Source organism: Lentzea sp. NPDC020367 (assembly GCF_044387305.1).
GTDB lineage: Bacteria > Actinomycetota > Actinomycetes > Mycobacteriales > Pseudonocardiaceae > Lentzea.
Map to the genome: position 1 here is coordinate 22,600 of NZ_JBIRVV010000023.1, position 23,271 is coordinate 45,870.

Annotated in this window: 19 protein-coding genes; 8 read left to right on the top strand and 11 right to left on the bottom strand. The window is 70.8% G+C overall.

Annotation, left to right across the window (positions count from 1 at the left end; genetic code table 11):
* The first annotated feature begins 53 nt into the window (after positions 1-53).
* Both ACH413_RS44210 and ACH413_RS44215 read left to right on the top strand, forming a co-directional pair.
* Positions 54-341 carry a WhiB family transcriptional regulator gene (locus ACH413_RS44210; protein ID WP_360038877.1) on the top strand — a complete coding sequence of 96 codons (288 nt, stop codon included), beginning with the start codon at positions 54-56 and terminating at the stop codon, positions 339-341.
* Positions 338-1,204: a MerR family transcriptional regulator gene (locus tag ACH413_RS44215; RefSeq protein ID WP_360038880.1), complete on the top strand. Its 867-nt coding sequence runs from the start codon at positions 338-340 to the stop codon at positions 1,202-1,204. Before ACH413_RS44210 ends, ACH413_RS44215 begins: the two co-directional genes overlap by 4 nt.
* Here ACH413_RS44215 and ACH413_RS44220 read toward each other — a convergent pair.
* The 3 genes from ACH413_RS44220 to ACH413_RS44230 are packed head-to-tail and all read right to left on the bottom strand — an operon-like array spanning position 1,201 to position 4,470.
* The gene (locus tag ACH413_RS44220; RefSeq protein WP_360038882.1) at positions 1,201-2,646 is read right to left on the bottom strand and encodes a cryptochrome/photolyase family protein; all 1,446 of its coding nucleotides are present in this window, start codon (positions 2,644-2,646) and stop codon (positions 1,201-1,203) included. The two genes, ACH413_RS44215 and ACH413_RS44220, sit on opposite strands and share 4 nt — an antisense overlap.
* Positions 2,643-3,962 (bottom strand): NAD(P)/FAD-dependent oxidoreductase, encoded by a 1,320-nt coding sequence (locus tag ACH413_RS44225; RefSeq protein ID WP_360038885.1) that lies wholly within the window; start codon positions 3,960-3,962, stop codon positions 2,643-2,645. Before ACH413_RS44225 ends, ACH413_RS44220 begins: the two co-directional genes overlap by 4 nt.
* Before the next feature lie 46 nt (positions 3,963-4,008).
* On the bottom strand, positions 4,009-4,470 hold the full coding sequence (locus ACH413_RS44230; RefSeq protein ID WP_360038888.1) for a hypothetical protein: 462 nt from the start codon (positions 4,468-4,470) through the stop codon (positions 4,009-4,011).
* 201 nt (positions 4,471-4,671) lie between these two features.
* Between ACH413_RS44230 and ACH413_RS44235 the strand changes: the two genes are divergently transcribed.
* Entirely contained in the window at positions 4,672-5,283 is a 612-nt protein-coding gene (locus ACH413_RS44235) for a histidine phosphatase family protein (RefSeq protein ID WP_360038891.1), read from the top strand.
* 366 nt (positions 5,284-5,649) lie between these two features.
* On the opposite strand, the gene ACH413_RS44240 is transcribed toward ACH413_RS44235, so the two are convergent.
* Genes ACH413_RS44240 through ACH413_RS44250 form a run of 3 tightly spaced genes read right to left on the bottom strand, consistent with a single transcriptional unit; the run spans position 5,650 to position 8,653 of the window.
* The gene (locus tag ACH413_RS44240; protein WP_360038894.1) at positions 5,650-6,990 is read right to left on the bottom strand and encodes a PEP/pyruvate-binding domain-containing protein; all 1,341 of its coding nucleotides are present in this window, start codon (positions 6,988-6,990) and stop codon (positions 5,650-5,652) included.
* Positions 6,978-7,580: a transcriptional regulator gene (locus tag ACH413_RS44245; RefSeq protein ID WP_360038896.1), complete on the bottom strand. Its 603-nt coding sequence runs from the start codon at positions 7,578-7,580 to the stop codon at positions 6,978-6,980. The genes ACH413_RS44240 and ACH413_RS44245 overlap by 13 nt, the downstream gene beginning before the upstream one ends.
* Positions 7,577-8,653, bottom strand: coding sequence for a helix-turn-helix domain-containing protein (locus ACH413_RS44250; protein WP_360038899.1), 1,077 nt, complete (start codon positions 8,651-8,653; stop codon positions 7,577-7,579). The genes ACH413_RS44245 and ACH413_RS44250 overlap by 4 nt, the downstream gene beginning before the upstream one ends.
* Positions 8,654-8,811: 158 nt before the next feature.
* On the opposite strand from ACH413_RS44250, the gene ACH413_RS44255 reads away from it, so the two are divergent.
* Entirely contained in the window at positions 8,812-9,669 is an 858-nt protein-coding gene (locus ACH413_RS44255; protein ID WP_360038902.1) for an NAD-dependent epimerase/dehydratase family protein, read from the top strand.
* On the opposite strand, the gene ACH413_RS44260 is transcribed toward ACH413_RS44255, so the two are convergent.
* Complete coding sequence (locus tag ACH413_RS44260; RefSeq protein WP_360038905.1) at positions 9,670-10,254, bottom strand: TetR/AcrR family transcriptional regulator; 585 nt, start codon at positions 10,252-10,254, stop codon at positions 9,670-9,672. It lies immediately after the preceding gene.
* Between the two features lie 100 nt (positions 10,255-10,354).
* Between ACH413_RS44260 and ACH413_RS44265 the strand changes: the two genes are divergently transcribed.
* A complete protein-coding gene (locus ACH413_RS44265) occupies positions 10,355-11,380 on the top strand; it encodes an aldehyde reductase (RefSeq protein WP_360038907.1) in 1,026 nt (341 codons plus the stop codon).
* 1 nt (position 11,381) lies between these two features.
* On the opposite strand, the gene ACH413_RS44270 is transcribed toward ACH413_RS44265, so the two are convergent.
* Positions 11,382-11,855 (bottom strand): Lrp/AsnC family transcriptional regulator, encoded by a 474-nt coding sequence (locus ACH413_RS44270; RefSeq protein ID WP_360038910.1) that lies wholly within the window; start codon positions 11,853-11,855, stop codon positions 11,382-11,384.
* Between the two features lie 111 nt (positions 11,856-11,966).
* Between ACH413_RS44270 and ACH413_RS44275 the strand changes: the two genes are divergently transcribed.
* The 3 genes from ACH413_RS44275 (at position 11,967) to ACH413_RS44285 (ending at position 16,787) form a co-directional block, all read left to right on the top strand.
* Entirely contained in the window at positions 11,967-13,310 is a 1,344-nt protein-coding gene (locus tag ACH413_RS44275) for an APC family permease (RefSeq protein ID WP_360038913.1), read from the top strand.
* 892 nt (positions 13,311-14,202) lie between these two features.
* Complete coding sequence (locus ACH413_RS44280; RefSeq protein WP_360038916.1) at positions 14,203-16,167, top strand: sensor histidine kinase; 1,965 nt, start codon at positions 14,203-14,205, stop codon at positions 16,165-16,167.
* A complete protein-coding gene (locus ACH413_RS44285) occupies positions 16,155-16,787 on the top strand; it encodes a response regulator transcription factor (RefSeq protein WP_360038919.1) in 633 nt (210 codons plus the stop codon). Before ACH413_RS44280 ends, ACH413_RS44285 begins: the two co-directional genes overlap by 13 nt.
* Before the next feature lie 18 nt (positions 16,788-16,805).
* Here ACH413_RS44285 and ACH413_RS44290 read toward each other — a convergent pair whose 3' ends face one another.
* From ACH413_RS44290 to ACH413_RS44300, 3 genes are all read right to left on the bottom strand, one after another.
* Positions 16,806-19,124: a hypothetical protein gene (locus ACH413_RS44290; RefSeq protein ID WP_360038922.1), complete on the bottom strand. Its 2,319-nt coding sequence runs from the start codon at positions 19,122-19,124 to the stop codon at positions 16,806-16,808.
* A 201-nt stretch (positions 19,125-19,325) separates the two neighbouring features.
* Positions 19,326-21,671 (bottom strand): bifunctional salicylyl-CoA 5-hydroxylase/oxidoreductase, encoded by a 2,346-nt coding sequence (locus tag ACH413_RS44295; RefSeq protein ID WP_360038924.1) that lies wholly within the window; start codon positions 21,669-21,671, stop codon positions 19,326-19,328.
* Complete coding sequence (locus ACH413_RS44300) at positions 21,668-23,254, bottom strand: AMP-binding protein (RefSeq protein WP_360038927.1); 1,587 nt, start codon at positions 23,252-23,254, stop codon at positions 21,668-21,670. The genes ACH413_RS44295 and ACH413_RS44300 overlap by 4 nt, the downstream gene beginning before the upstream one ends.
* Positions 23,255-23,271: the final 17 nt, after the last annotated feature.

The following is a 23,271-nucleotide window of genomic DNA, read 5'->3' on the forward strand; positions in this document are numbered from 1 at the left end:
AGTCGATTTTAGGCTGGCCTCCCACCCCGGGCCGATCTCAGAGGACGTGCGCCATGCCCGAACTGTCACGGTTGCCCCTGCCGGTCGCGGAGTCGTGGGACTGGCAGCTCGAAGGCCTGTGCCGCGGCATGGACAGCGCCTCCTTCTTCCACACGCCCAACGAACGGGGCCTGGCGCGAGACCGTCGCGAGGCGGCGGCGAAGGCCATCTGCCAGCGCTGCCCGGTCATGGAAAAATGCCGTGCGCACGCGCTGGAGGTTCAAGAGACCTTCGGCATCTGGGGTGGACTCGGGGAAAGTGAGTTGAGGGCGATGCTCGCGAAACGCGCCCGTAGGACGTGACCTACACACCGCGCGCGGTGGCGGGGATGCTCGGCGTCGCCCCGACCACGCTCAGGACGTGGGACCAGCGCTACGGGCTGGGCCCTTCCCTCCGCACCGACGGCGGCCACCGCCGTTACGAGGACGCGGACGTCGAAGTGCTGCGCAGAATGGTCGTGCTGACCGGTCAGGGTGTCGCGGCGTCGTCCGCCGCCGTGCTGGCACGGCACGAACCCCAGGCCCGGCCGAGCCTCGCCCGCTCCCCGCTGACCTGGCAGGACGCGCTCTCGGCACAGCGGAGTTTCCTGGCCGCGGCGAAACGTCTCGACGAACCGATGATGTCCGACCTCGCCGACCAGCTCATCACCGACCACGGCGTCGTCTCCGCCTGGGAGGCCGTGTTCGTCCCCGCACTCGTGGAACTCGGCGAACTGGTCGCCGACACCGGCCAGGGCGTGGAGATCGAGCACCTGGCCAGCGGCAGCGTGCTGTTCGCCCTGCGTGGGATCCCTCGCGCGAGCAGCCCCGGGGTGCTCTCGGCGCTGCTGTCGTGCGCACCGGACGAGCAACACTGGCTGCCGCTGGAGGCGCTCGGCGCGGCGCTGTCCGAACAAGGCCGCATGTGGCGCAACCTCGGAGCCCGTGTGCCCGCGGACGCCTTGTACGACGCGGTGACCCGGCTGCGGCCCGCCGTCGCGTTGGTCTGGGCCCACCGGCCTGAGCTGGCGTTGCGGGTGCCGTTGGAGGAGCTCGGCGCGCGACCGGGCACGGTGCTCGCGGTCGCGGGGGCCGGGTGGGACGGCCTGGAGCTGCCGTCGTACGTCCACCGGCCGGCGACCCTCACCGAGGCGATCCGGCTGGTCGTGGACCGCACCGGCGCCTAGAAGATCTCGCGGTCGCGTTCCCGCACGCGCACCTCGTCCAGTTCCGCGATGCGACGCAGCCCCTGCACGGCCCGCGCCATGCGGTGGTTTCCGCTCACCTGCTCCTCGTGCCGGTCGAGCCACGCCCAGTACCCGGCGGTGAACGGGCACGCGCGCTCGCCCGTGCGCCGCTTCGGGTCGAACCAGCACGTGCCGCAGTGGTCCGTCATCCGGTTGAGGTAGGCGCCGCCGCTGAGGTACGGCTTGGTCGCGATCACGCCGCCGTCCGCGTGCTGGCTCATCCCGATGACGTTGACCGGCATCACCCACGGGAAGCCGTCCACGAAGGACGTCACGAACCAGTCGTTGAGCGCGGCCGGGTCGTAACCCCGTTGCAGCGCATGGTTTCCCAGCACCATCAGCCGTTGGATGTGGTGCACCCAGCCGTGGTCGCGGACGCCTTCCAGAGCGGTGCGCAGACACGCCGCGCGCACCATGGCCGGCCGCAGCTCCGCCCACCACGACGGCAGCCCGGCGGTGGCGCGGAAACCGTTGCGCTGCTGGTACTCCGGACCGAGGTGCCAGTACAGGTGCCACACGTACTCACGCCAGCCGAGCACCTGCCGGACGAAGCCCTCGACGCTCGCGAGTGGCGCGGCACCGTCGCGGTAGGCGTCCTCCGCCGCGTAGACGACCTCCAGCGGGTGCAGGAGTCCGTGGTTGAGCGGCACCGACAGCAGCGAGTGCGCCATCGTCCAGTCCTTGGTCAGGACGGCGTCCTCGTGCGGGCCGAAGTGCGGGAGGCGGTCGCGCAGGAAGACCTCCAACGCCGTGAGCGCCTCTTCTCGCGTGATGGCGAAGCGGCGCGGGCCGTCCCTGCCCACCGCGGGCAGGTCCATCGCGTCGAGGTCGGCACGCACCTGTGCGTCGATGTCGTCCTCTTCCGGCCACCACGGTGCCGGAACGCCGAGCCGCCCGCGTTTCGGCGGCGGTTCGCGGTTCTCGGTGTCGAAGTTCCAGCGGCCGCCCACCGGGACGTCGCCCTCCATCAGCACGTCGAACCGGGTGCGCTGGTAGTGGTAGAAGTCCTCCATCAGGAACCGCTCGCGTGGTCCTGCCCACGCGGTGAACTCGTCGCGGGACAACGCGAACGCGGGGGTGGGCAGCACTTCCACGCCGAGTTCGGTCAGCATCCTCTGCGCGGCGGCCGAACCCGGCTGGTAGGCGACCAGCGGGCGGTTCAGGTCGCGGATGGCCTCGCCGTAGGTGTTCGCGCGCAGGAGCGTGACGCGTTCCGGGTGCTCGGCGGCGAGGTGGCGCATGCCGGACAGCACCAGGTGCAGCTTCTGCCGGTGGTACGGCCTGCGGCGCAACGCCGCGGCCGACTCGATCAGCACGATCTCGTCGTGGCCGGTGTGGAACTGCGGTCCGAGCTGGTCGCCGAACAGCAACAACGTCGTCACTGGTCACCACGAAGGTCGGCCAGCACGGCGTGCGCGGCTCTGCGTCCCGAGTGGAGGGCGCCCTGGAGCGAGCTGGTGTCGCGGTGATCGCCGCACACGTATCGACGGCCACCCGCGCGGACGGACTGCTTCAGGCGGTGCGGCGCCGTCATCGCGGGGATCGCCTGCGGGATGTCGTACCGCTTCAGCACCTCCCACCGGCTGGTGTCCGTGCCGTACAGGCGATCCAGGTGCGCCCTGACAGCGTGCTCGCCGGCTTCGCCGAGCACCGAGGCCTGCACCAGTGGAGCGTGCGGCGAGTACGGGCGCGACACCTCCGACATCACCGCGGTGTTGACGACCGGGCCACCGCCGGCGTCGACGACCAGGCAGCCGTCGCGCAGCGGTGACTTCGGCGGGCGGAAGTACCACGTGGTCACGCCGTTCCAGCGGGGTTCGGCCAGTCCCGGCAGCAGTCGGGCCGCGGTCGTGCCGTCCGTCGCCACCACCACGGCGTCGGCGGCGATCCGGCCGCCTTCCTCGAGGTCCACGCCGTTGTCGTGCACGGCCCTCACGGCGGTCTCCAGCCTGACGGCGTCGCTGGGCAGGCGTTCCGCCATCGCCTTCGGCAGTTCTCCCATGCCGAGTGCGGGCACCGCCGCGCCGCCTCGGGCGAAACTGCGCCACACCAGGTGGAAGAACCTCGACGACGTGCTGAGCTCCCGTTCCAGGAACACACCGGACAGGAACGGCCGGAACACCGCCTCCACCGCTCGGGCGGACACCCCCAGCCGCCGCAGTTCCTCGCTCGTCGAGCGGTCCTGGGCGGTGAGCAACGGCCGCGCCGGTCCGAAGGCGTCCGGGCCGGAGAACCGCGCCACCGCCGCCACGTCCCGCAGGCCGAGGACGTGCTGGCGCAGGAAGCCGTCCCACGCGGACGGCCCGCTGCGCGGATCGGCGAGCAGGTCGTGCCTGCCGTCGTCGTGCACGAACGCGCCGGGCCTGAAGTGCCTGAGGGGCAACGGATCGAGCCCGAGCCGCTCCAGTTCCGGATACGCGGGCAGCATGATCTGGAAGCCCCGGTCGAACCGCACGCCGTCCTCGACGTCGGTCCGCACGCGACCACCGACCTCGTCACCCGCTTCCAGCACGGTGACCTCGACGCCGGCCGCGGCCAGCTCCAGCGCGGCGTTCAGGCCCGCCAGTCCGGCTCCCACCACGACGATCACAGCGTCCTCCAGCGCCGGGCGCGCGTCTGTTCGTCCACATCGGACGGAATCGTGCGCTCGTACGGGCTTCGCATCACCGATCTCACGCAACGACCGTATGGGCGCCACGGCGAGTCCGCACAACAGACGGACTGCGCTCGTTGGCCGGCTGCGATCAGGTCATCTCCGCCTTGGAGATCGCGTAGTAGGCGTCCACGGTGTCGCCGTCGATGCCCACGTAGGTGTCGATCCACGCCGCCGCGGCGCGCACCAGCACCAGCAGCGCGTCGAACCGCTGTTCCTCCGTCAACACCCCCAGCACCACCGCGACGCGCCCGTCGTCACCGCACGCCAGGCCGCTCAGCACCGCTTCGGCGGCCTCAGTGGCCTGCGCCCGGTTCTCGTCTCCTCGCGTCGCGGGCACGGAGATCGGAATGCGGACGGACGGATCGAGCGATCCGCGCGGGACGCCGCGCAACAGGATCGCCGCGCACGTGTCGATCGCGACCATCCTCGTCCGCTCCTCCGATGCCAGGCACCGCACGGCCTCGATGGACCACAGCTGATCACGTCTGTTGACCGCGCCCACCGCGGCCAGGGTCACTTCCCTGGCCTGGACGTCGTCGAGCCGCTGCATCGACTCACTGCCTCCTCACACAGTCGGCCCCGACTGGAATGCGCCCCCGCGCACGATTTCAGTGCCGTTCCATGTGAGACATGGTCGAACGGCCTCAAACACGCTGCATGACGAGCAGCTCGCAGTTCACCCGTCCGCAGCAGCGCATTGGGGACAGCTATCGGGTCTCACGACCTTTCAGATGTTGCTAACATCCGGATGTTGACAAACTGGGAGTGGGCGAACATGGCGACTCGGCACCTCTACGTCGTGCGGCACGGCGCGGCGGACCCGTTCGGCGAACTGACCGGCACCGGCGAACGACAGACGCACCTGCTCGGCGAGCGCCTGGCCCGCCTGCCGATCGACGCCGTGTGGCACTCACCCCTGGCCAGAGCCGCAGGCACCGCACGCATCCTGGCCGAACACCTGCCGAACGCCGCGGTGGCCGAGGCAGCCGAACTGGTGGACCACGTACCGCACGTGCCGGAGGTGATGCCTGCGGCGTGGGCCGGTTTCTTCGACGGCTTCGACGCGGCGGAAGCCGCCGCCGGCGCACGCCTCTCGCAGGCGCTGGTGGAGCGGTTCGCCCGCCCTGCCGAGACCGAGTCGCACGAGGTCCTGGTGACGCACGCCTACCAGGTGGCCTGGCTGGTGCGGGACGCCCTCGACGCCCCGCCCGCCCGCTGGCTGGCGATGAGTTGCGGCAACACCGCGCTCACGGTGATCCAGCAGCGCACCGGCACACCGCCGACCCTGGTGCTGTACAACGACATGAGCCACCTGCCGGAGGAGCTGCGCTGGACGGGTTTCGGCCAGGGACCGCGGCCGTGACCACCCCGCCGCAGCGCTGAAGCCGCCCGGCTCACCTCGGCGAGACCAGCCGCCCGCCTCGCACGACGACCTCAGCGCCGGCTTCGCCGAGGTCGAAGTGCGCACCACAGCATCGAGGTGCGGGGCGGAGCCGCCACCGACCCGCCGGCTGCCGGCGTAGGAGCACGGCCTGCGCGACGGCGAGGCGCTCTCGAACCGGAGCACCTAGGCCGGCTCCGACGCCCCCACCGCCCGCCACGACAGCGACCAGCCCGACTGCCGCCCGCACCGGTGAGACGTCCCGCCTCATCGAGGTCGACCGGCACACCGTCACTGCCAGCCCGCCGCAGCACGAAACCGTCACCGGCCTGCCACAACAGCACACGATCAATCCGGCCGGCTCCGGAGCACGGCGTGCGCGGCGGTGAGGCGCTCTGCCTCACCGCGGCCGGACCGGTTCCCTGACACCTCGTCCGCCCAGTCGAGCAGCCGGTGCAGATGAGGGTCTTCGGCCGCCGTCACGAGGTGGGGCCGGCCGAGAGCGACCTCCCCGCCGGTCCCGTCGATGGTGATCAGCTCCTCCACGCCGACAACGCGTCCGCCCACAGTCACCGAGTCCGCGCCAACGACGAGGTCGGCGACCCCCACGACAGCGGGCTTGCCCATCGAGCGCGCGACGACCGCGGCGTGGCTGGCCGGGCCGCCCCGCCCGGTGACGATGCCGGTGGCCGCCGCCAGGCCGCGGATGTCGTCCGGTGACGTCTCCGGCCGCACCAGGACGACCGGGCCGTCGGCCGCCATCCGGACCGCCTCGTCGGCCGTGACCGCGACCCGGCCCGACGCCACCCCTGGGCACACGCCCAGCCCGCGTGAGATGACGTCGGCATCTGGGGCGATGCGGGACGTGCGCACGTGGCGGAGGTGCTGGGGCGAGACGCGCAGCAATGCCTCGTCGCGGTTGATCACCTGCTCGTCGGCCAGGTCGGTGGCGAGGCGGACGGCGGCGGCTCCGGTGAACCCGCCCGGCCGCACCTGCAGCAGCCACAGCTCGCCCGACTCGTAGGTGAACTCGACGTAGCAGGCGTCGCGGTAGTGCTGTTCGAGGCGGTGCAGCGCGGCCCGAAGGCCTTGCCACACCTGAGGTTCGCGGGCCGCCAGGTCGTGCAGAGGACGGGTCAGGGAGCGGCCGGAGACGACGTCGGAGCCCTGGTGGCCGAAGAGGACCTCGCCGAACGGGACGTCGGCGCCGGTGTCCGGATCGCGGCTGAAGGCGACTCCGGAGCCGCTGTGGTCGTCGCGGTCGCCGAACACCATCCGTTGCACGATCACGGCGGTGCCGAGGTCGTGCGGAATGCCGTGCAGGGTGCGGTAGGTGCGGGCGCGGGGCGTGTCCCATGACGCGAACACCGACTTCACCGCGTCGTCGAGGACCTCGGAGGTGGGGTGCAGGTTGAGGATCGTGTCCATCATGCCCGGCATGGACACGGCTGCGCCGGAGCGCACCGAGACCGACGTTCCGAGCGGCTCGACGGCGGTCGCCAGCTCTTCGCGCAACCCGTGGGGAAGCCGGCCGTCGCGGAGGAAGGCGCGGCAGGCCTCGGTGGTGATGACGACACCGGCGGGCACCGGCAGGCCGAGGCGGTGCAGCAGCACCAGGCCGTGAGCCTTGCCTCCCAGCACTTCCGGCGGTTCGGCCAGCTCGGCGTCGAGGTGCCTCACCCAGCCCATCGGGCGATTCCCAGCGTCGCGAGCAGGTCCTCGTGCAGTTCCGCCCACACCGTGTGGAACGAGTCCATGGTGTCGGCCAGGTGGTCCAGTTCACCTGCCTGTGCACGGGTCAGGGCTTCGGTCAGGCGCGGGTCGTAGCGGGCGAATCGCGGGACGGCGGCGGCCAGTGCGGCGATGACCACCACGGCGCGGGCGTGGAAGTCGATGAACAAGGCCAGGACTCGGGCGTCGTAGACCTCGTCGGTGTGGTCGTTGACGACGCCGTCCGCGGAACGGATCTGCCACGCCGTGCAGAGGTCGAGCAGTTCGGGGTTGAGCACGAGAAACGCCTCGAACGCCTCGGTCAGCGCGGGGCGGGTGCCGGCCGACTCCAGTTCGGCCTTGACGCCGGACGCGTCGGCGGCCCGGCCGGACTCGGTCAACGCCCACCCGCCGAACCCCCTGTGGTGCGTCACGAGACCGGCGACCGCGAGGTCGATCAGCTCGGACTCCACTTCGGACTCCTCCAGCCCCGTGAACGAAGCCACCCTGGTGAGTCCGGTGGTGCCGACGCAACGCAACGCGTGCAGCACCAACAGGTTCGCGCTCACGCCGTCGCCTCCCGCCTGCGCGCACCCGCCGCGTGACCGGCACCACGGCCATCAGCGCGGGCGACGATCACGCCGTCGCGCACGCTGACCGCGGACTCGGTGTCGTCGCCGGGATTCGCGAGGCCGATCGACGACGCCACCAGCGCGGCGTCGTCGAGCACCAGCCGGACGTGCGGCCAGACATCGGGCGCGAACACCCTGCGCAGGCAGCCGACGGCATCGGTCACCCGGAGCCGGACGAGACGGCCGGTCTCCTCCGCGTCGCCGGTGACGACGACCACCGTGACCTGCTCGCCGGGCTTCCCGGACCGGACCGCTTCCTCGGCCGCACCGAGCCGCGCCGCGCCCAGCACCACCACGAGACCGTCCGAGAGGTCGACCGGATCACCGCTGATCTGGTCCACGAGGCCTTCGGGAGCACTCCAGGCGTCCGCGCACGTCCGCGCTGGAGCGACATAGGGCAGGTGCGGAGGAGCCCAGGTGTCCTTCAGGTCGATCGTGCCCAGATGCCTGCACGCGTGCGCCACGTCGAACGGGTCGCCGAACCCCGGCGACGTCTCGGCCCGGTGCCCCGCGCCGTCGAGCACCGTCAGCACCAGTTCGGCCAGCCGGACCCGCCGCTCCGGCGCGCCGCGTTCCAGGGCGATGGCCAGCAGCAACGCCTCCAGACGCGCCACCTGCGCCAGCACCGCCGGACCGTGCTCGTCCTCGAACACGCCGTCCAGCGAACGCAACTGCAGCCGCCCGCCCGGCGCCGAGTCGCCCACCAGCGGCAGGCGTTCGAGCCAGACCCTCGCGAACACGCCCAGCGCGTCGACCCTCGACGACGGCGACACGGACGCCTGCGGTTCGCCGGAAGCGCCCTTCTCGATCTGGTCGATCAGCACGGCCAGGTACAGGGCCCGTTTGCTCGGGAAGTTCGAGTACACCGCACCGCGTGTGAGCTCCGCCCGCTCGGCGATCCGGTCGACCTTGGCCGGCCCGAAGCCGTGCTCCGCGAACTCCTCCCGCGCCGCCGCCAGCACCGCGGCACGCGTGCGCGCCTGCTGCTCCACCCGAGTCAGCCGAACCATCGCCACTCCCGCCGGTCGCATTTGGGATGTTCTCATCATCCAGATTACCCGAACCTTCGAGCGCCATGCCCTGTGGGCATGAAGGACGACTCAGCAAGTCTTGGACGGCCCGACGAAGTCCGCAGAGGCTGGAGGCACCACGAAGGAAGGAAAACGCCATGAAGGTGTTCATCACCGGGGCCTCCGGCTACATCGGCAAGGCCGCGGTCGCGGCTCTCCTGCGCCACGGGCACGTCGTCGAGGCACTCGCCCGCTCCGCCAGGTCAGCGGCGGCCGTGCGTGAGGCGGGCGCGACGCCGGTGAGCGGCGGACTGTCCGATCTGGACGTCCTCACCACCGCCGCGAGCCGCGCGGACGCCGTCATCCACCTCGCGCAGGCCGACAGCGCGGAGGCCGATCTCGCCGCCGCCACCGCGATGCAGGACGGCGTCGGCGCGGGCACCTACGTCCACACCGGCGGAACCTGGGTCTACGGCGACACCAACGGCATCGCCGACGAGGACGCCGCCTGGAACCCACCGTCGATCGTCGCGTGGCGCGAGGAGGTCGAGGAGAAGGTCCTCTCCCGCGCCCAAAGCGGCGGTCGCCCGGTCGTGATCAGGCCCGGCCTGCTGTACGGCGGGGAGAACCGCCTGATCGACGTGTTCTTCACCAAGCCGGGCAAGGAATCCGGCGCGATCCCCTACCTCGGCGACGGCACGAACCACTGGTCGCTCGTGCACGTCGACGACCTCGCGGAGCTCTACGTCGCAGCGCTGAACGCCAAGGCCGGATCGGTGTACAACGGCGTCGGCGGAGTGGACCCGACGACGCACGCGATCGCCACGGCGATCAGTCACGGCGCCGGCCTGGATGGCAAGACCATCTCACTCTCGCTGACCGACGCCCGCGCGCAGATGGGCCCGATCGCGGACGCGTTCGCGCTGGACCAGCGGTTCACCCCGGCACGCGCCCAGGCCGAACTCGGCTGGACGCCCCGGCACACCGATCCCCTGGCGATCTTCGCGCAGGGCTGATCAGAGCGGCTTCGGCGCGTTCTCCAAGCCCGAGAACACGGCGGCGATCAGGCGCCGTCCCTGGGCCACGCCGGCGTCGTTGTTCGGGACCCGCCACAGGAAGCTCATCAGCATGATGATGTCCGCGGGGTCGTGACCAGGGGCGATCGTGCCCTCGGCCACGCAGGCGCCGACGAGCTTCGTGACCGCCGCGGTGGCCGGCCCCCAGGACGCGCGGACCATCTCCTGGGCCGCCTCGCTGTGCAGCGCGTCGCCGAGGCCGTGCTTGAGGCGGATGTAGGCCGACAGCATCTCGAACCACTCCACGAACGCGGCCTTCGCCGACGGGTTGCGGGTCAGCACCTCGTCGGCGGCGGTGGTCATGCGTTCGATGTCGTGCTGGTAGGCCGCCAGGATCAGGTCCTCGCGGGTCGGGAAGTGCCGGTACAGCGTGCCCGCGCCGACCCCCGCGCGCTTGGCGACCTCGCTGAGCGTCACGAGCGGGTTCTCCGCGAACAGCTCGTGGGCGGCCTCGATGATCGCGACGCGGTTGCGCGCGGCGGCCTTGCGTTGCGTGCCGTACGTGCCCGGCGCCTGGTCGTCCATGCCGTCGATGATGCCCTGCGATTGACTCGCGGACAATCCTCCGCTAGTTTCGGAAGCACTTGCGGAGGATTCTCCGCAAGTTGGCTCCGAGGAGGAATCCATGTCGAACGTGCTGGTCACCGGCGGAACCGGGTTCATCGGCAGCTGGTGCGCGCTCGCGCTGCTGCAGGCCGGTCACGACGTCCGCACCACGGTCCGCGACCTGCAACGGGAACCCGGGTTGCGAGCCCTGCTGCACGGGGCGACCGACTTCGATGACTCGCGCCTGACCGTCGTGCGCGCCGACCTCAGCAGTGACGAGGGCTGGACGGAGGCGGTCGCGGGCTGTGACCACGTCCTGCACGTCGCGTCGCCCACGCTGCGCCACGGGACCGAGACCGAGGAGGAGATGATCTCGGCCGCTCGTGACGGCGTTCTTCGGGTGTCGCAGGCATCCCGCGACGCGGGCGTGAAGCGGGTCGTGCTCACGAGCGCGCTCGGCGCCATCGCGTACGGACATCCGAAGCGCTCGACGCCGTTCACCGAGGAGGACTGGACGAACGTCGACGCCGAGATCGCGCCCTACCAGCGGTCCAAGACCCTGGCCGAGCGCGCGGCCTGGGAGTTCGTCAGGACCGAGGGCGACGGCCTGGAGATGGCCGCCGTGCACCCGGCCGCGGTCATCGGCCCGGTCCTGGGCCCGGACGACCCGCCTTCGCTGCGCGCCATCCGGAACATGCTCGACGGCAGCCTGCCCGCCTGTCCCCCGTTCGGCACCGGCTGGGTCGACGTGCGGGACGTCGCCGACCTGCACCTGCGTGCCATGACCGACCCGGCCGCCGTCGGCGAGCGCTTCCTGGCCACCGCGGGGCCCAGCCTCCGGATGGTGGAGGTATCCCAAATCCTGCGCGCACGGCTCGGTGAGCGTGCCGCCAAGGCCCCCACGAAGGAGATCCCGCTGGCGGTCGCCCGCGCGATGGCCTTGGTCAACCCGCAGATGCGCGCGTTGCGCCCTCAGCTGGGGCAGGACTTCAACGCCACCAGCGCCAAGGCGGAACGGCTGCTCGGATGGAAGCCGCGGCCGATCGAGGACAGCATCGCCGAGACGGCCGAGAGCCTCCTCGCCCACGGCGCGGTCACCGCGTAGTTCACCTCAGGTGGTCGACGGGCAGCGGCCCCCGGGACCGCATCGTCCGGATGGCGAACGAGCTGCGCACGTCGACCACCGCCGGGATGGCCAGCACGTGGTTGAGCAGCAACGGTTCGTACGACGGCAGGTCCGGCAGCACGCCCTCGGCGAAGAAGTCGGCCGATCCCGTCACCAGGTGGCACGCCACCACGGCCGGGATCGCCAGCAGGGCCTCCTCGACCTCACGGGCGGTCTCCGCGGAGTGGCCGTTGACCTTCAGCTCCAGGAAGACCGTGAGGCCCAGGCCCGCCTTCGCGCGGTCCAGCTCTGCCCGGTAGCCCGCGATGATCCCGGCGCTCTCCAGCGCGCGAACCCGGCGCAGGCACGCGGAGGGCGAGAGGCGCACCGCTTCGGCGAGTTCGTTGTTGGGCACCCGGCCGTCGATCTGGAGCCGGCGCAGGATCGCCCGGTCGACAGCGTCGAACTGGTCCATGTGCACAGTATTCGAGGATAGTTCGAATCTGCGCAACTCAGTTGCGTGAACCAAGCTCCATGCGCTTCAAGTTCGCAGCGGCTGTCTCGTTCCGCGCCTCAGAATTCGGGCATGTCTTCACCACTCACCGTGTCGCGCGGGTCGGCGATGTACGTCGGCGCTCTGCTTGGCCCCGGTCTGCTGATGCTGCCCGGCCTGACCGCGGCCGTCGCCGGTCCGGCGTCCGTCCTGACCTGGGCCGCCCTGCTCGTGCTCTCCGGCCTGCTGGGCTGGGTCTTCGCCGCACTCGGCATCCGGATGCCCTCCGCATCCGGCGTGCAGGGCTACGTCGCGCTCGGGCTCGGCCGCAGGGCCTCGGTGGCGACGTCGTGGTCGTTCCTGGCCGGGATCATCGCCGGTGCCCCGATCGTCTGCGTGATCGGCGGCGGTTACGTCGCGGAACTAGCCGGTGCGGGCCGGGTGACGGCGTGCGTGATCGCGGCCGTGATCCTGGTGGCGGTTCTGGTGATCACGTCCCGCGGGCTGCGCACGTCGTCGACCGTCCAGTTCGGACTCGTGCTGCTGCTCCTCGCGGTCGTGGCCATCAGCGTCGTGGGCGGCGCGTTCGCGGCACACGCCGAGAACTGGATGCCCTTCGCACCGCACGGATGGGCCGCCGTCGGTTCGGCCGCCGCGCCGCTCATGCTGTCGTTCGTCGGCTGGGAGGCCGCCGCACCGCTGACCGCGCGCCTGACGAACCCGCGGCGCCAGTTACCGCGCATCGTCGCGATCACGCTCGCCGTGACCAGCCTGCTGTACCTGTCGCTGGCCGCCGTGACCGTCGCCGCGCTGGGTCCGGACGCCGGAAGCTCCACTCCCGTCGCGAAACTCCTGGTGCTCGCCGTCGGACCGGCCGGCGTCGTGCTGGCGTCGGTCTCGGCGGTCGTCCTCACCATCGGCACGATCAACGCCTACGTCTCCGGCGCCGCGACCCTGGCACGCGCGCTGACGTCGCACGACGAGGGCCTGGACACTCCGCCGCGCTGGCTGAACGCCGCGATCCTCGGGTCCGGTGGTGTGCTGATCAGCCTGCTCGGCGCCGGTGTCCTGGAACTGGAGTCGCTGGTGGCCGTGCCGAGCGCGATGTTCCTGGCGGTGTACCTCGGGTGCACGGCCGCCGCGTGGAAGCTGCTGTCCGGCGGGGTGCGCGTCGCCGCGGCGGCCGCGTTCGTGATCGTCCTCGTGATCCTGGCGTTCACCGCGACCGCGGCCGTTCCGGCGGTCGCGGTCACGGTGGTCGCCTGGCTGGCCTCACTCCGCCGCACGCCAGGCGTGGTAGCCGAGACCGATCGCGCCGGCCGCCATCGGGATGCTGGTCAGGAGGCCCGCCAGGCCGTTGCCGGGCACCACGAAGGTGATCACGACGAACAGCAACGAGATGGGCACCCACTTCGGGACGGCGTGCGAGCGGAATAGGCCCACGCACTGAAGAACGGTGCCCAGCAACACCAGTGCGGCACCGGGGATCATGAACGCGAAGAGGTGCGCGGTGTCGTTGTTGGCCGCCTGGATCACCGCGCCACCGACAGCAGCGTCGACGCCGGGGTCGGTCGGGAAGAAGTAGGCCGCCGCCCAGCCCGCGACCCCGGCACCCTGCAGCCCGCCGCCGATCCACATGAGCGCGGCACCCCAGGTCGCCCAGGCGCCGCCGCGGCGCCGGACGAGGAACAGCGTCGCCAGCGCCTGCAACGGGATGTTGAGGACCTGCATGGCCGCGAGACCGGTGAGCAGCGTCCACCACAGGTCGCGATGGGCCGCGATGTCGGAGTAGGAGTAGGTCTCGCCGCCGCCCGCCGGTTCCGGCCAGAGCACTCCGCCCGCGACGGCGGCGACGGACGTGACACCCAGGACGACCGCGAGGACGGCGACGCGTCCCCGCGTGGAGCTTGCGGCGGTGTCGGGCGCCGCGGTGATGTCGACGGACATGGTCCCTGCCCTTCCAAAGAGATCGGGTGGCTCGACGCGACCGGTGAGGGGCGCCGGACACGTTGGTGCTGGCCCGCACCGGATGCGGTGGTGCCACGCAACCGGCGAGGAACACCGGACACGTCGGTCCCCGCTCCTACGCCGGATTCGGTGGTGCCACGCAACCGGCGAAGAACACCGGACACGTCGGTCCTCGCCACTGCACCGGTTTCGGTGGTGCCAACCGGCGGAGGGCACCGGACACGTCCGTTCTCGCCCTGCACCGGATTCGGTGGTGCCATGCAACCGGCGGAGGGGCACCGGACACATCGGTACCGGCCCCGGACACGTTCTCCGTGCCAGCACTGAAGCCAGGCCGTCACACCGGCCTTACCCTGGGGCGATGACGTGGCCGAGGCCGGCAGGACTGGCGCTTCTGGGCATCGCCGTCCTGATGACGGCGGGTGCGGGCTGGCTGCTGTTCCGCACGCCGAGCGACCTGGCCGGCCCGTTCGCCGGCTTCGCGACACTCGGCCTGGCGATGGCGGCGCTCGGCGTGACGATCGAGTTCCGGGTGCGCGCCAACCCCGTCGGCCCGCTGCTCGCCTGGGTCGGGACGATCGTGGTCTTCCTGGCCGCGCGGGACGTCTACTACCAGAGCTGGCTCGCTGATCCGGCTTCGGTGCCGCTGGATTCCCGCGTGGTAGCGGTGCTCAACGAGAGCGGCTGGTGGCTGCTCGCCGCCGTCGCGTTGCTGCTCCTGCACTTCCCGGACGGCACGCTGCCAGCCAAACGATGGTCGTTCCTGCCACCGCTGATCGTCGTCCTTGCCCTGGCGCAGCAGGCGTTCGGCGCGACGCCACGAGAGCCGTTCACCGAACCGATGGAAGGGCTGGCCAAGCCCTGGGGACCACCGTCCGATGTGGTCAACGTCCTCAGCTACGTCGTGAACATCGGGCTGATCCTGACGTTGCTGGCGGCCGGTGTCTCGCTGGTGGTGCGGTTCCGCGCGTCCCGGGGAATCGTCCGGGCACAGCTGAAGTGGCTGGCGTTCGCCGGGCTGGCCGTGACCGCCTACCCGGTCGTGTGCCTCGCCGAGATCGTCGTGACCAGTCGAAGTGGTGTCGTGGCAACGGTGTTCGGCATCGTCACGATCTTCGCGCTGTTCTGCTCGGTCGGAGTGGCCATGCTGCGCCACGACCTCTACGACGTGGACCGCGTGCTGGCCGACACCATCAGCTACACGATCGTCCTGCTCGTCCTCATCGGTGCGTACGCGCTGTCGGCCCTCACCCTCGGCCTCGTGGTGGGCCAGGACTCCCCCGCCGCCGCGGCCGGCGCCACCGCGGTCTGCGCCGTGCTGCTCACTCCCGTCCGGAGGCGTCTGCAACGGGAGGTCGACCGACGGCTCTTCCCCCGCACCAGGGCCGCTCTGCTCGCCATCGAGGACCTGCAACACCGCGTGCACACGCAAGCCGCCCAACCGGAAGAGCTCGAAGCGACGCTGCGCACGGAGTTGCGAGATCCCACGCTCAAGGTCGGGCTGCTGCTGCCGGCGTCGACGTGCTTCATCGACACGAGCGGCGCGCCGGTGACCGACACCGGACTCGTGCCGATCACCCTGGGCGGCACCCAGATCGGCGTGCTCACGGCGTCCGGCACCACCCCGGCCGTGCTGAAGGTCGTCGCGACCGCCGCCGCGAGCCTGGTCGAGGTCGCCCGGCTGCGCGGCGAGCTCGCCACCGCCCTGCGCGAGGTCGAGGCGAGCCGCACCCGGATCATCCAGGCAGGGGACGCCGAACGGCACCGGCTCGAACGCGACCTGCACGACGGCGCCCAGCAGCGGCTGGTGTCGCTGGGCATGGCGATGCGGCTCGCGCAACGACAGCTGCCCACCGGGTCGGTCGACGTGCACGCGTTGCTCGACCAGGGCGTCGCCGAACTGGCCACCGCCATCGCCGAACTCCGGCAGATCGCCCACGGCCTGCGTCCCACGAGCCTCGACGACGGCCTGCACTCCGCGCTCGCCGCGCTCACGAACAAGCTGCCGGTCCCGGTGGAGTTGGAGATCATGCAGGAACCACTGGCCGACGACATCGCGATCACCGCCTACTTCGTCGCCGCCGAGGCGATCACCAACGCCGCCAAGCACGCGCACGCCAGCGCCATCACCGTCCGCGTCACGCAACAAAAGGACGAGGTGAACGTGTGGGTGAAGGACGACGGGTGCGGCGGTGCCGATCCGCGCGGCGGTTCCGGTCTGGCCGGGCTGGCCGACCGCGTCGCCGCACTGGGCGGATCGCTGCGGCTCAACAGCACACCCGGCACCGGCACGACGATCCAGGCGGTGCTGCCGTGCGCATCGTGATCGGCGAGGACTCGACGCTGTTCCGGGAAGGGCTCGCGAGCCTGCTCTCCCACGCGGGTCACGACATCGTGGGCCGGGCGGGCGACGCGGACACCCTCGTGAAGGTCGTGGCACAGGCGGAGCCCGATCTGGCCATTGTGGACGTTCGGATGCCTCCCGACCTGACCGACGACGGCGCACGGGCCGCCCGGCGGATCCGGTCGGCCCAGCCCGGCGTCGGGATTCTGCTGCTCTCCCAGCACGTCGAGACGCGGCACTCCGTCGACCTGGTCAGCCAGGGCGGATTCGGTTACCTGCTCAAGGATCGCGTGCTGGAGGTCGACGACTTCCTGGAGTCGATCACGCGGGTCGCCGCCGGTGGCTCGGCGCTCGACCCGGAGGTGGTGGGCAGGCTGCTCGGCCGGCCCGCCACCGGGTCACTCACCCCGCGCGAACGCGAGGTCCTCGGCCTGATGGCCGAGGGCTGCACGAACGTCGCGATCGCGCGGCGGCTCTGGCTCACCGAACGCACCGTCGAGACCCACGTCGGCAGCATCATGGCCAAGCTGGGACTGGCCGCCAACGTGGAGGAGCACCGCCGGGTGCTGGCCGTCCTGACCTATCTGGCCGAGTACGGCTGATGCTCCTCCACTGGCGACTCAGTTCAGCACGCAGAGCAGCGAACAGGCCTTCGCGGACGACCAGTCGCTGTACACGCGGGTCGCGTTGACCGGCGTGTACTTCGCCTTCGCCTTGTTGGTCAAGGGGAACAGCGACAGCAGCGCGTAGGTCGAGCAGTGGACCTGTTTGGACTCACCGGGCTGCAGCGTGAACGGCCCGGTCTGGCAGGCCGGTTCCACGTCGTCGACCACGTACGCGTCGACGATCGGGATCGGACCGTTGTTCGTCACGGTGATCCGCCAGTACGCGGTGGCGTTCAGCAGGCCTAGAACGCCCACGGGTGCTTGCTTCACCCACGGACCGGCGCCGCCCGCCTTGCAGTGGGCGGGTGTGTACGAACCGCAGATCTCCTTGTTCACCACCACGTTCGGCATGCACGCCGAACCCGGCGCGACCTGGCGGGTCACCGTGTTGGACGAGAACGCGCCGGTCGGGTCGGTTCCGTTCGCGGTGTTCGCGACGGACGTCACCGGGCAGTCCGCGGAAATCGTGGTGCGGAAGCACACCTGAGGCGCGTCACCGTTGAACTCCACGGCCAGTGACGGCTGGTTGCCGCCGCCGAAGTCCGCGGCGTTGTTCAGCACGAGCGACGCCGTGAGGGTCAGCGAGGCCGCCGTGACGCCGGTCAGGTCGACCGTGCCGTCAGGGGCGAAACTCGGCACGGTGACGGGGTTTCCGCCGCCGTCCACGGCCTTCACGGTGGACGCGCCGAGGTTCACGTTCGCCGGTGTCACGCCGACCAGCCGCGCCTTGGTGTAGGTGGTGGCGTGCGGTTTGCCGTCGCAGTAGAACTGCGAGGGGTTGAGCGACACGGAGGCGCCACTGCGTACGCACGGCGACGCCCCCGTGTCAGGATCCATCGAGAACAGCACGCCCGCGTCTCCCAGCCCGATCATGCACCCGGTGGGAGCGTCGTAGGCGTAGCCGTAGTCCCTCGTCACACCGTTGTTGGCGCTCGGATGGGTGATGCGCGCGGGCACGCCGGCGCACGAGGTTCCGGTGCTCCAGTCGTGGCACACCGAGGCGCCCACGTACGGGCCACCCCAGATGGCGAGGAAGCTGCGGACGCGGTTGCCGGTGCGCACCACCTCGGGGTTGAACGAGAGGACACCGCTCTCCAGCCCCGCGAACGCCGACGGCGTGGGCAGGGACGAGCCGTCGATCGCGTAGCAGGTGGTGCCGTTCTGGCCCGTCGTGCTGGAGCACGCGCCGATCTCCGCACCTGTTGTGCTGTAAGCGGTGTAGGCGTTGTAGGTGTAGTTGCCGGACGGGCCGATCTGCTTCGGGGAGGCCCAGCCCGCGCACGCGGCGTTGGTGCCGGGGTCGAAGCAGCCCATCCTGGGAATGCCGCCGCTGGGCGAGGACGAGGCGAAGATCTTGCCATCGGTGACGGTGAGCGCGCCCAGGTAGTAGTTGTTGCTGCTGGTGGGCGGCACGATCGGCGCGTAGGGCTGGCCTCCGCACGCGCTCTGCGTGGCGATCGTCCAGCACACCACGCTGCCGGAAGTTGTGACGCCGTAGAGGTTTCCGCCGACCTTGACGAGTCCCGCCATCTCGACGTTCTGCCCTGCCCGTGGCGTCAGGGGCCAGAACCCGCAGTTGCCGGGCGCGGCGAGATCGAGGCAGGCGACGCCGAGCGAGGACGCCGTGACGGCCGAGTAGTACACGCGAGCGGGATTCGCCTCGTCGCGGACGTACTGCGGTTCGAGTGGACTGCCGATGTCACCGGTGTTGCCCGAGCCGAACGGGCCGGGCGCCGTGTTGAGCGGCTTCGGCCACGGACCGCCCGCGCAGAGCGCACTGGTCGTGAGATCGGTGCACACGAGCTTCGGGGCGGCGGGGCCCACGTGGTGGTAGACGTTCCAGGCCTGCAAGCGGCCGTCCGGTGTGCGCTGCAGGATCGGGGTGAAGCCGTCACCGCCGGTGCTGCTCGCGCTGGCCTGCACGGGCGGGGTGAGCAGGCTGGACAACGCCTTGCCACCGTTGCGCACGTTGGGGTTCGTGGCGGTGACGGGGTTGCCCTCGGTGCCGGTCCAGCCCGGCGGTACCTGCAGCGAGCCGGACACGAGGGTCTGGCCGGGGCCGATGGGGTCGGTGATCGTGGCGGCACCGTTGGCGCCGTTCGCATAGGACACGACCCAGGTGGCGTTGTCGCCGTGGGAGGCGGGATCGGACACGCCCTGCACGGACTTGGTGAGTGTGGACACGGGTGGCTGGGCGGCCACGGGCACGGCGGCCGTGAGCGTGCTGCCAGCGAGCACGCCCGCTAGCAGCATTGCCGGCAAACGTCTTCGCACGAGCAGGTCCCTTCAGCGGTGGCGGAGTTCGGGAAACTGAACGCCGACGCTAGGGACCGCACTCGTGCTCGAAACACCCCCTCACCCGCGTGCGTGGGAGGTCTGCCCCATCAGACCAATGCGGACGCGCGCAACATGTGACCTGACAGGAGATTCCAATTCATAGCCGAATGAAGTTTCACCTGAACGCGCCTGAAGTGCCTATCCGAGAACCGAATGCTCGCGGCGCGGGGTCCAGCGCAGGTGCACGTTCCGATCTGGAGGGTCGGCCCGCAGCAGCGACAACCTCGGCCGGACGGCGTCGGTGCGCGCGGAGGGCGGCTTGCGGCTGCCCGCCCGGTACTGGACCGGCCACTCGGCGCGGTACTCCTGTTCCGCGGCCGCGTGCAGGGTCCAGTGCGGGTCGTAGAGGTGCGTGCGGCCGAGCGCGCACAGGTCGGCACGCCCCGCCAGGAGGATGGAGTTGACGTCGTCGTAGGAGGCGATGGCGCCGACCGCGATGACCGCCGCGCCGGTGACCTCGTGCCGGATCCGGTCGGCGAACGGCGTTTGGTAGCTGCGGCCGTACGCCGGGCGCTCGTCGGCCGTGACCTGGCCGGTGGAGACGTCGATCGCGTCAGCGCCGTGAGCGATGAACGCGCGGGCGATCTCCACGGCGTCGTGCTCGGTGTTGCCGCCGTCGATCCAGTCGGTCGCGGAGATGCGCACGATCATCGGTCGTTCGGCGGGCCAGACCGCACGGACGGCGTCGAACACCTCCAGGGGGAACCGCAGCCGGTTGGCAAGCGTGCCGCCGTACTCGTCGGTGCGCTGGTTCGCGATCGGTGAGAGGAACGAAGACAGCAGGTAGCCGTGCGCGCAGTGCAGTTCGAGCAGGTCGAAGCCCGCTTCGGCACCTCGTTGCGCCGCCGCCACGAACTCGGCGGTGATCCGTTCACGGTCGACTTCGCCCGGAACGGCGTTCCCAGGCCCGTACGGCAGCGGGGACGGGCCGACGACGTCCCAGTTGCCCTCGGGCAGCGGTTCGTCCATGCCTTCCCACATCAGGCGGGTCGAGCCCTTGCGACCGGAGTGGCCGAGCTGGAGGCCGATGCGGGCGGTGCTCCGCTCGTGCGCGAACGAGACGATCCGCGCCCACGAGTCGCGTTGCTCGTCGGTCCACAGGCCGGTGCAGCCCGGCGTGATGCGACCATCCGGGGAGACGCAGACCATCTCGGTCATCACCAGGCCCGCCCCGCCCATGGCCTTCGAGCCCAGGTGGACGAGGTGGAAGTCGCCCGGCACGCCGTCCACGGCCGAGTACATGTCCATCGCCGAGACGATCACGCGGTTCTTGAGTTCCAGCCGCCCCAGCCGAAATGGCTGGAACATCGCCGGGGCCGTGGTCTGGAGTCCCTGGGAGGCGGCGAAAGCGGCGTCGACGCGGTCGGCGAACTCCGAGTCGCGGGTGCGGAGGTTGTCGTAGGTGATGCGGCGGGACCGGGTGAGCAGGTTGAAGCAGAACCGGGTCGGTTCCTGGTCCGCGTACATGCCGATGTTCTCGAACCACTCCAGGGACGCCTGGGCGGCGCGCTGGGTGGACTCCACGACGGGCCGGCGTTCGGTCTCGTAGGCCGTCAGCGCGGTCTCGACGTCGCGGTGTTCGTGCAGGCACGCGGCGAGGGCGAGCGAGTCCTCCATCGCGAGCTTGGTGCCGGAGCCGATCGAGAAGTGCGCGGTGTGCGCGGCGTCGCCGACCAGGACGAGGTTCCCGTCGTGCCAGCGCTCGTTGCGCACGGTGGTGAAGCTGAGCCACTTCGAGTTGTTGGCGAACACCTGGTGCCCGTCGAGCTCCTCGGCGAACAGGTCGCGGATCCGGTCGACGGCGGGCTCGTCCGAGGCGCCCGGCGGGAACTCCTGGCCCGTGTCGAAACCGGCACGGCGCCACACGTCCTCGTGCATCTCGACGATGAACGTGGAACCGGTGTCGGAGTAGGGATACCCGTGGACCTGCATGGTGCCCCACGGGGTGTCCTTGATGAAGAACTGGAAAGCCTCGAAGACCAGGTCCGTGCCGAGCCACATGTACTTGTTGTGCCGCTGGTCCACAGTGGATCGAAAGACGTCAGAGGACCGCCGCACCAACGAGTTGACGCCGTCCGCTCCGACCACGAGGTCGTACTCCGAACGCAGGACGCCGACTGCGGGCGCGGGCGTCGAGAAGTGCACGACCACGCCGAGATCGCGGCACCGTCGCTGGAGCAGGCCGAGCAGCTCCTTGCGGCTCATCGCGGCGAACCCCTGCCCGCCGACGGTGTGGCTCTCGCCGCGGTAGTGGATGTCGATGTCCGTCCACCGGGCGAACCGGCGTGCCATGGCGTCGGCGAACTCCGGGTCGGCGTTCTCGATCCCGCCGAGCGTCTCGTCGGAGAACACCACGCCGAAGCCGAACGTCACATCGGCTGCGTCGCGTTCCCAGATGGTGACGTCATGCGCGGGGTCGAGCTGCTTCATCAGCGCGGCGAAGTAGAGGCCACCGGGCCCACCGCCGACGATGGCGATCTTCATGACGGCACCTCGTCCTCGACGATCTTGCGGAGCGTGAAGCGCTGCAGCTTTCCGCTCGCGTTGCGGGGCAACGACGTGCGGAACCGCACCTCGCGCGGGTACTTGTAGGGCGCGATGGTCCGCTTCACGTGGTCCTGGATCTCGCGCGCCTTCGCGTCGTCGCCCAGCGTGCCGTCGCGCAGCACGACGAACGCGCACACGACCGAGCCGCGTTCGTCGTCGGGCTTGGCGACGACGGCGGACTCCAGCACGTCCGGGTGGGTGTCGATGGCCTCCTCGACCTCTGGCCCGCCGATGTTGTAACCGGATGACACGATCATGTGGTCGCTGCGGGCGTGGTAGTGGAAGTAGCCGTCCTCGTCGCGGTGGAAGACGTCGCCGGTGACGTTCCAGCCGCCCACCACGTAGTCCTTCTGCCGTTCGTCGTCGAGGTAGCGGCAGCCGACCGGGCCGATGACGCCCAGCCGTCCCGGCACGCCGGGGCCCAGTTCCTCGCCGTCGGGGCCGAGCACGGTGGCGCGGTAGCCCGGCACCGGTCTGCCGGTGGAACCGGGCCGGATGTCGTCCCCGGCGGCGGAGATGAAGATGTGCAACAACTCCGTGGCGCCGATGCCGTCGATCACCCGCAGCCCGAGCCGGTCGTGCAACCGTCGCCAGGTCTCCTGCGGGATGTGCTCCCCAGCCGACACCGCTGTTCGCAGTCCGGCGAGCTTTCCTTCCGTGCCATCGCGCAGGATCGCCTTGTACGCGGTGGGCGCCGTCGCGAGCACCGTGACCCCGTGCTCCTGCACCAGATCCGCGACCTGGACCGGCGTCGCGGCCTCGGTCAGGAACGCGCAGGCACCGGCCCGCAACGGGAAGACGACGAGCATGCCCAAGCCGAACGTGAAGGCGAACGGCGCGGTGCAGGCGACGAGGTCGTTCTCGGCCAGCCGCAGCACGTGCCGGCCGAAGGTGTTGTCGATGGACAGGATGTCGCGGTGGAAGTGCGCGGTGATCTTGGGCGACCCGGTGCTGCCGGACGTCGGCGCCAGCAGCGCCACGTCGTCGGCGGCGGTGTCCACGGCCGTGAACTCCCCCGGCTTGACCGCGGCGAGCACCTGGAGGTCGTCGTACGCCACCACGGTCAGCGAGGGCAGTGCTTGCACGTCCTCCGCGAACCGCTGGTCCACCAGGGCGATCGACGGACGGGTCCGCTCGACGATCGGCGCGAGTTCGCGGGTGCGCAGCGCGGCCATGGTCGTCACGACCACGCCGCCCGCCTTGAGGACGCCGAGCCACGCGGCCACGGTCCACGGGTTGTTGGGTGAGCGCAGCAGAACCCGTTGCCCCGCAACGAGACGGAAGTCCTCGATCAGCACCTGGGCGATCTGGTTGGCACGCGTCCGCAGCTCGCCGTAGGACCAGACCTCACCGGCGGGCGTGCACAACGCCGGGCGGTCGTCGCCGTACCTCGCCGCCGGGACGTCGATCAGTTCCGTGGCGGCGTTGAGACGGTCCGGGTACTGGAGCTCCGGCGTCGTGAACTCGATCGTCGGCCATAACGCCGCAGGTGGGAGGTGGTCGCGAGCGAAGGTGTCCATGGTGAGTCCTTCCGCGG

Coding starts and splice junctions, on each gene's coding strand:
- ACH413_RS44260 (WP_360038905.1), bottom strand. CDS start 10,254: ATGGACGACCAGGCGCCGGGCACGTACGGCACGCAACGCAAGGCCGCC.
- ACH413_RS44270 (WP_360038910.1), bottom strand. CDS start 11,855: ATGGACCAGTTCGACGCTGTCGACCGGGCGATCCTGCGCCGGCTCCAG.
- ACH413_RS44295 (WP_360038924.1), bottom strand. CDS start 21,671: ATGAAGATCGCCATCGTCGGCGGTGGGCCCGGTGGCCTCTACTTCGCC.
- ACH413_RS44230 (WP_360038888.1), bottom strand. CDS start 4,470: ATGCAGCGGCTCGACGACGTCCAGGCCAGGGAAGTGACCCTGGCCGCG.
- ACH413_RS44240 (WP_360038894.1), bottom strand. CDS start 6,990: ATGGGCTGGGTGAGGCACCTCGACGCCGAGCTGGCCGAACCGCCGGAA.
- ACH413_RS44275 (WP_360038913.1), top strand. CDS start 11,967: ATGTCTTCACCACTCACCGTGTCGCGCGGGTCGGCGATGTACGTCGGC.
- ACH413_RS44255 (WP_360038902.1), top strand. CDS start 8,812: ATGAAGGTGTTCATCACCGGGGCCTCCGGCTACATCGGCAAGGCCGCG.
- ACH413_RS44250 (WP_360038899.1), bottom strand. CDS start 8,653: ATGGTTCGGCTGACTCGGGTGGAGCAGCAGGCGCGCACGCGTGCCGCG.
- ACH413_RS44280 (WP_360038916.1), top strand. CDS start 14,203: ATGACGTGGCCGAGGCCGGCAGGACTGGCGCTTCTGGGCATCGCCGTC.
- ACH413_RS44210 (WP_360038877.1), top strand. CDS start 54: ATGCCCGAACTGTCACGGTTGCCCCTGCCGGTCGCGGAGTCGTGGGAC.
- ACH413_RS44300 (WP_360038927.1), bottom strand. CDS start 23,254: ATGGACACCTTCGCTCGCGACCACCTCCCACCTGCGGCGTTATGGCCG.
- ACH413_RS44265 (WP_360038907.1), top strand. CDS start 10,355: ATGTCGAACGTGCTGGTCACCGGCGGAACCGGGTTCATCGGCAGCTGG.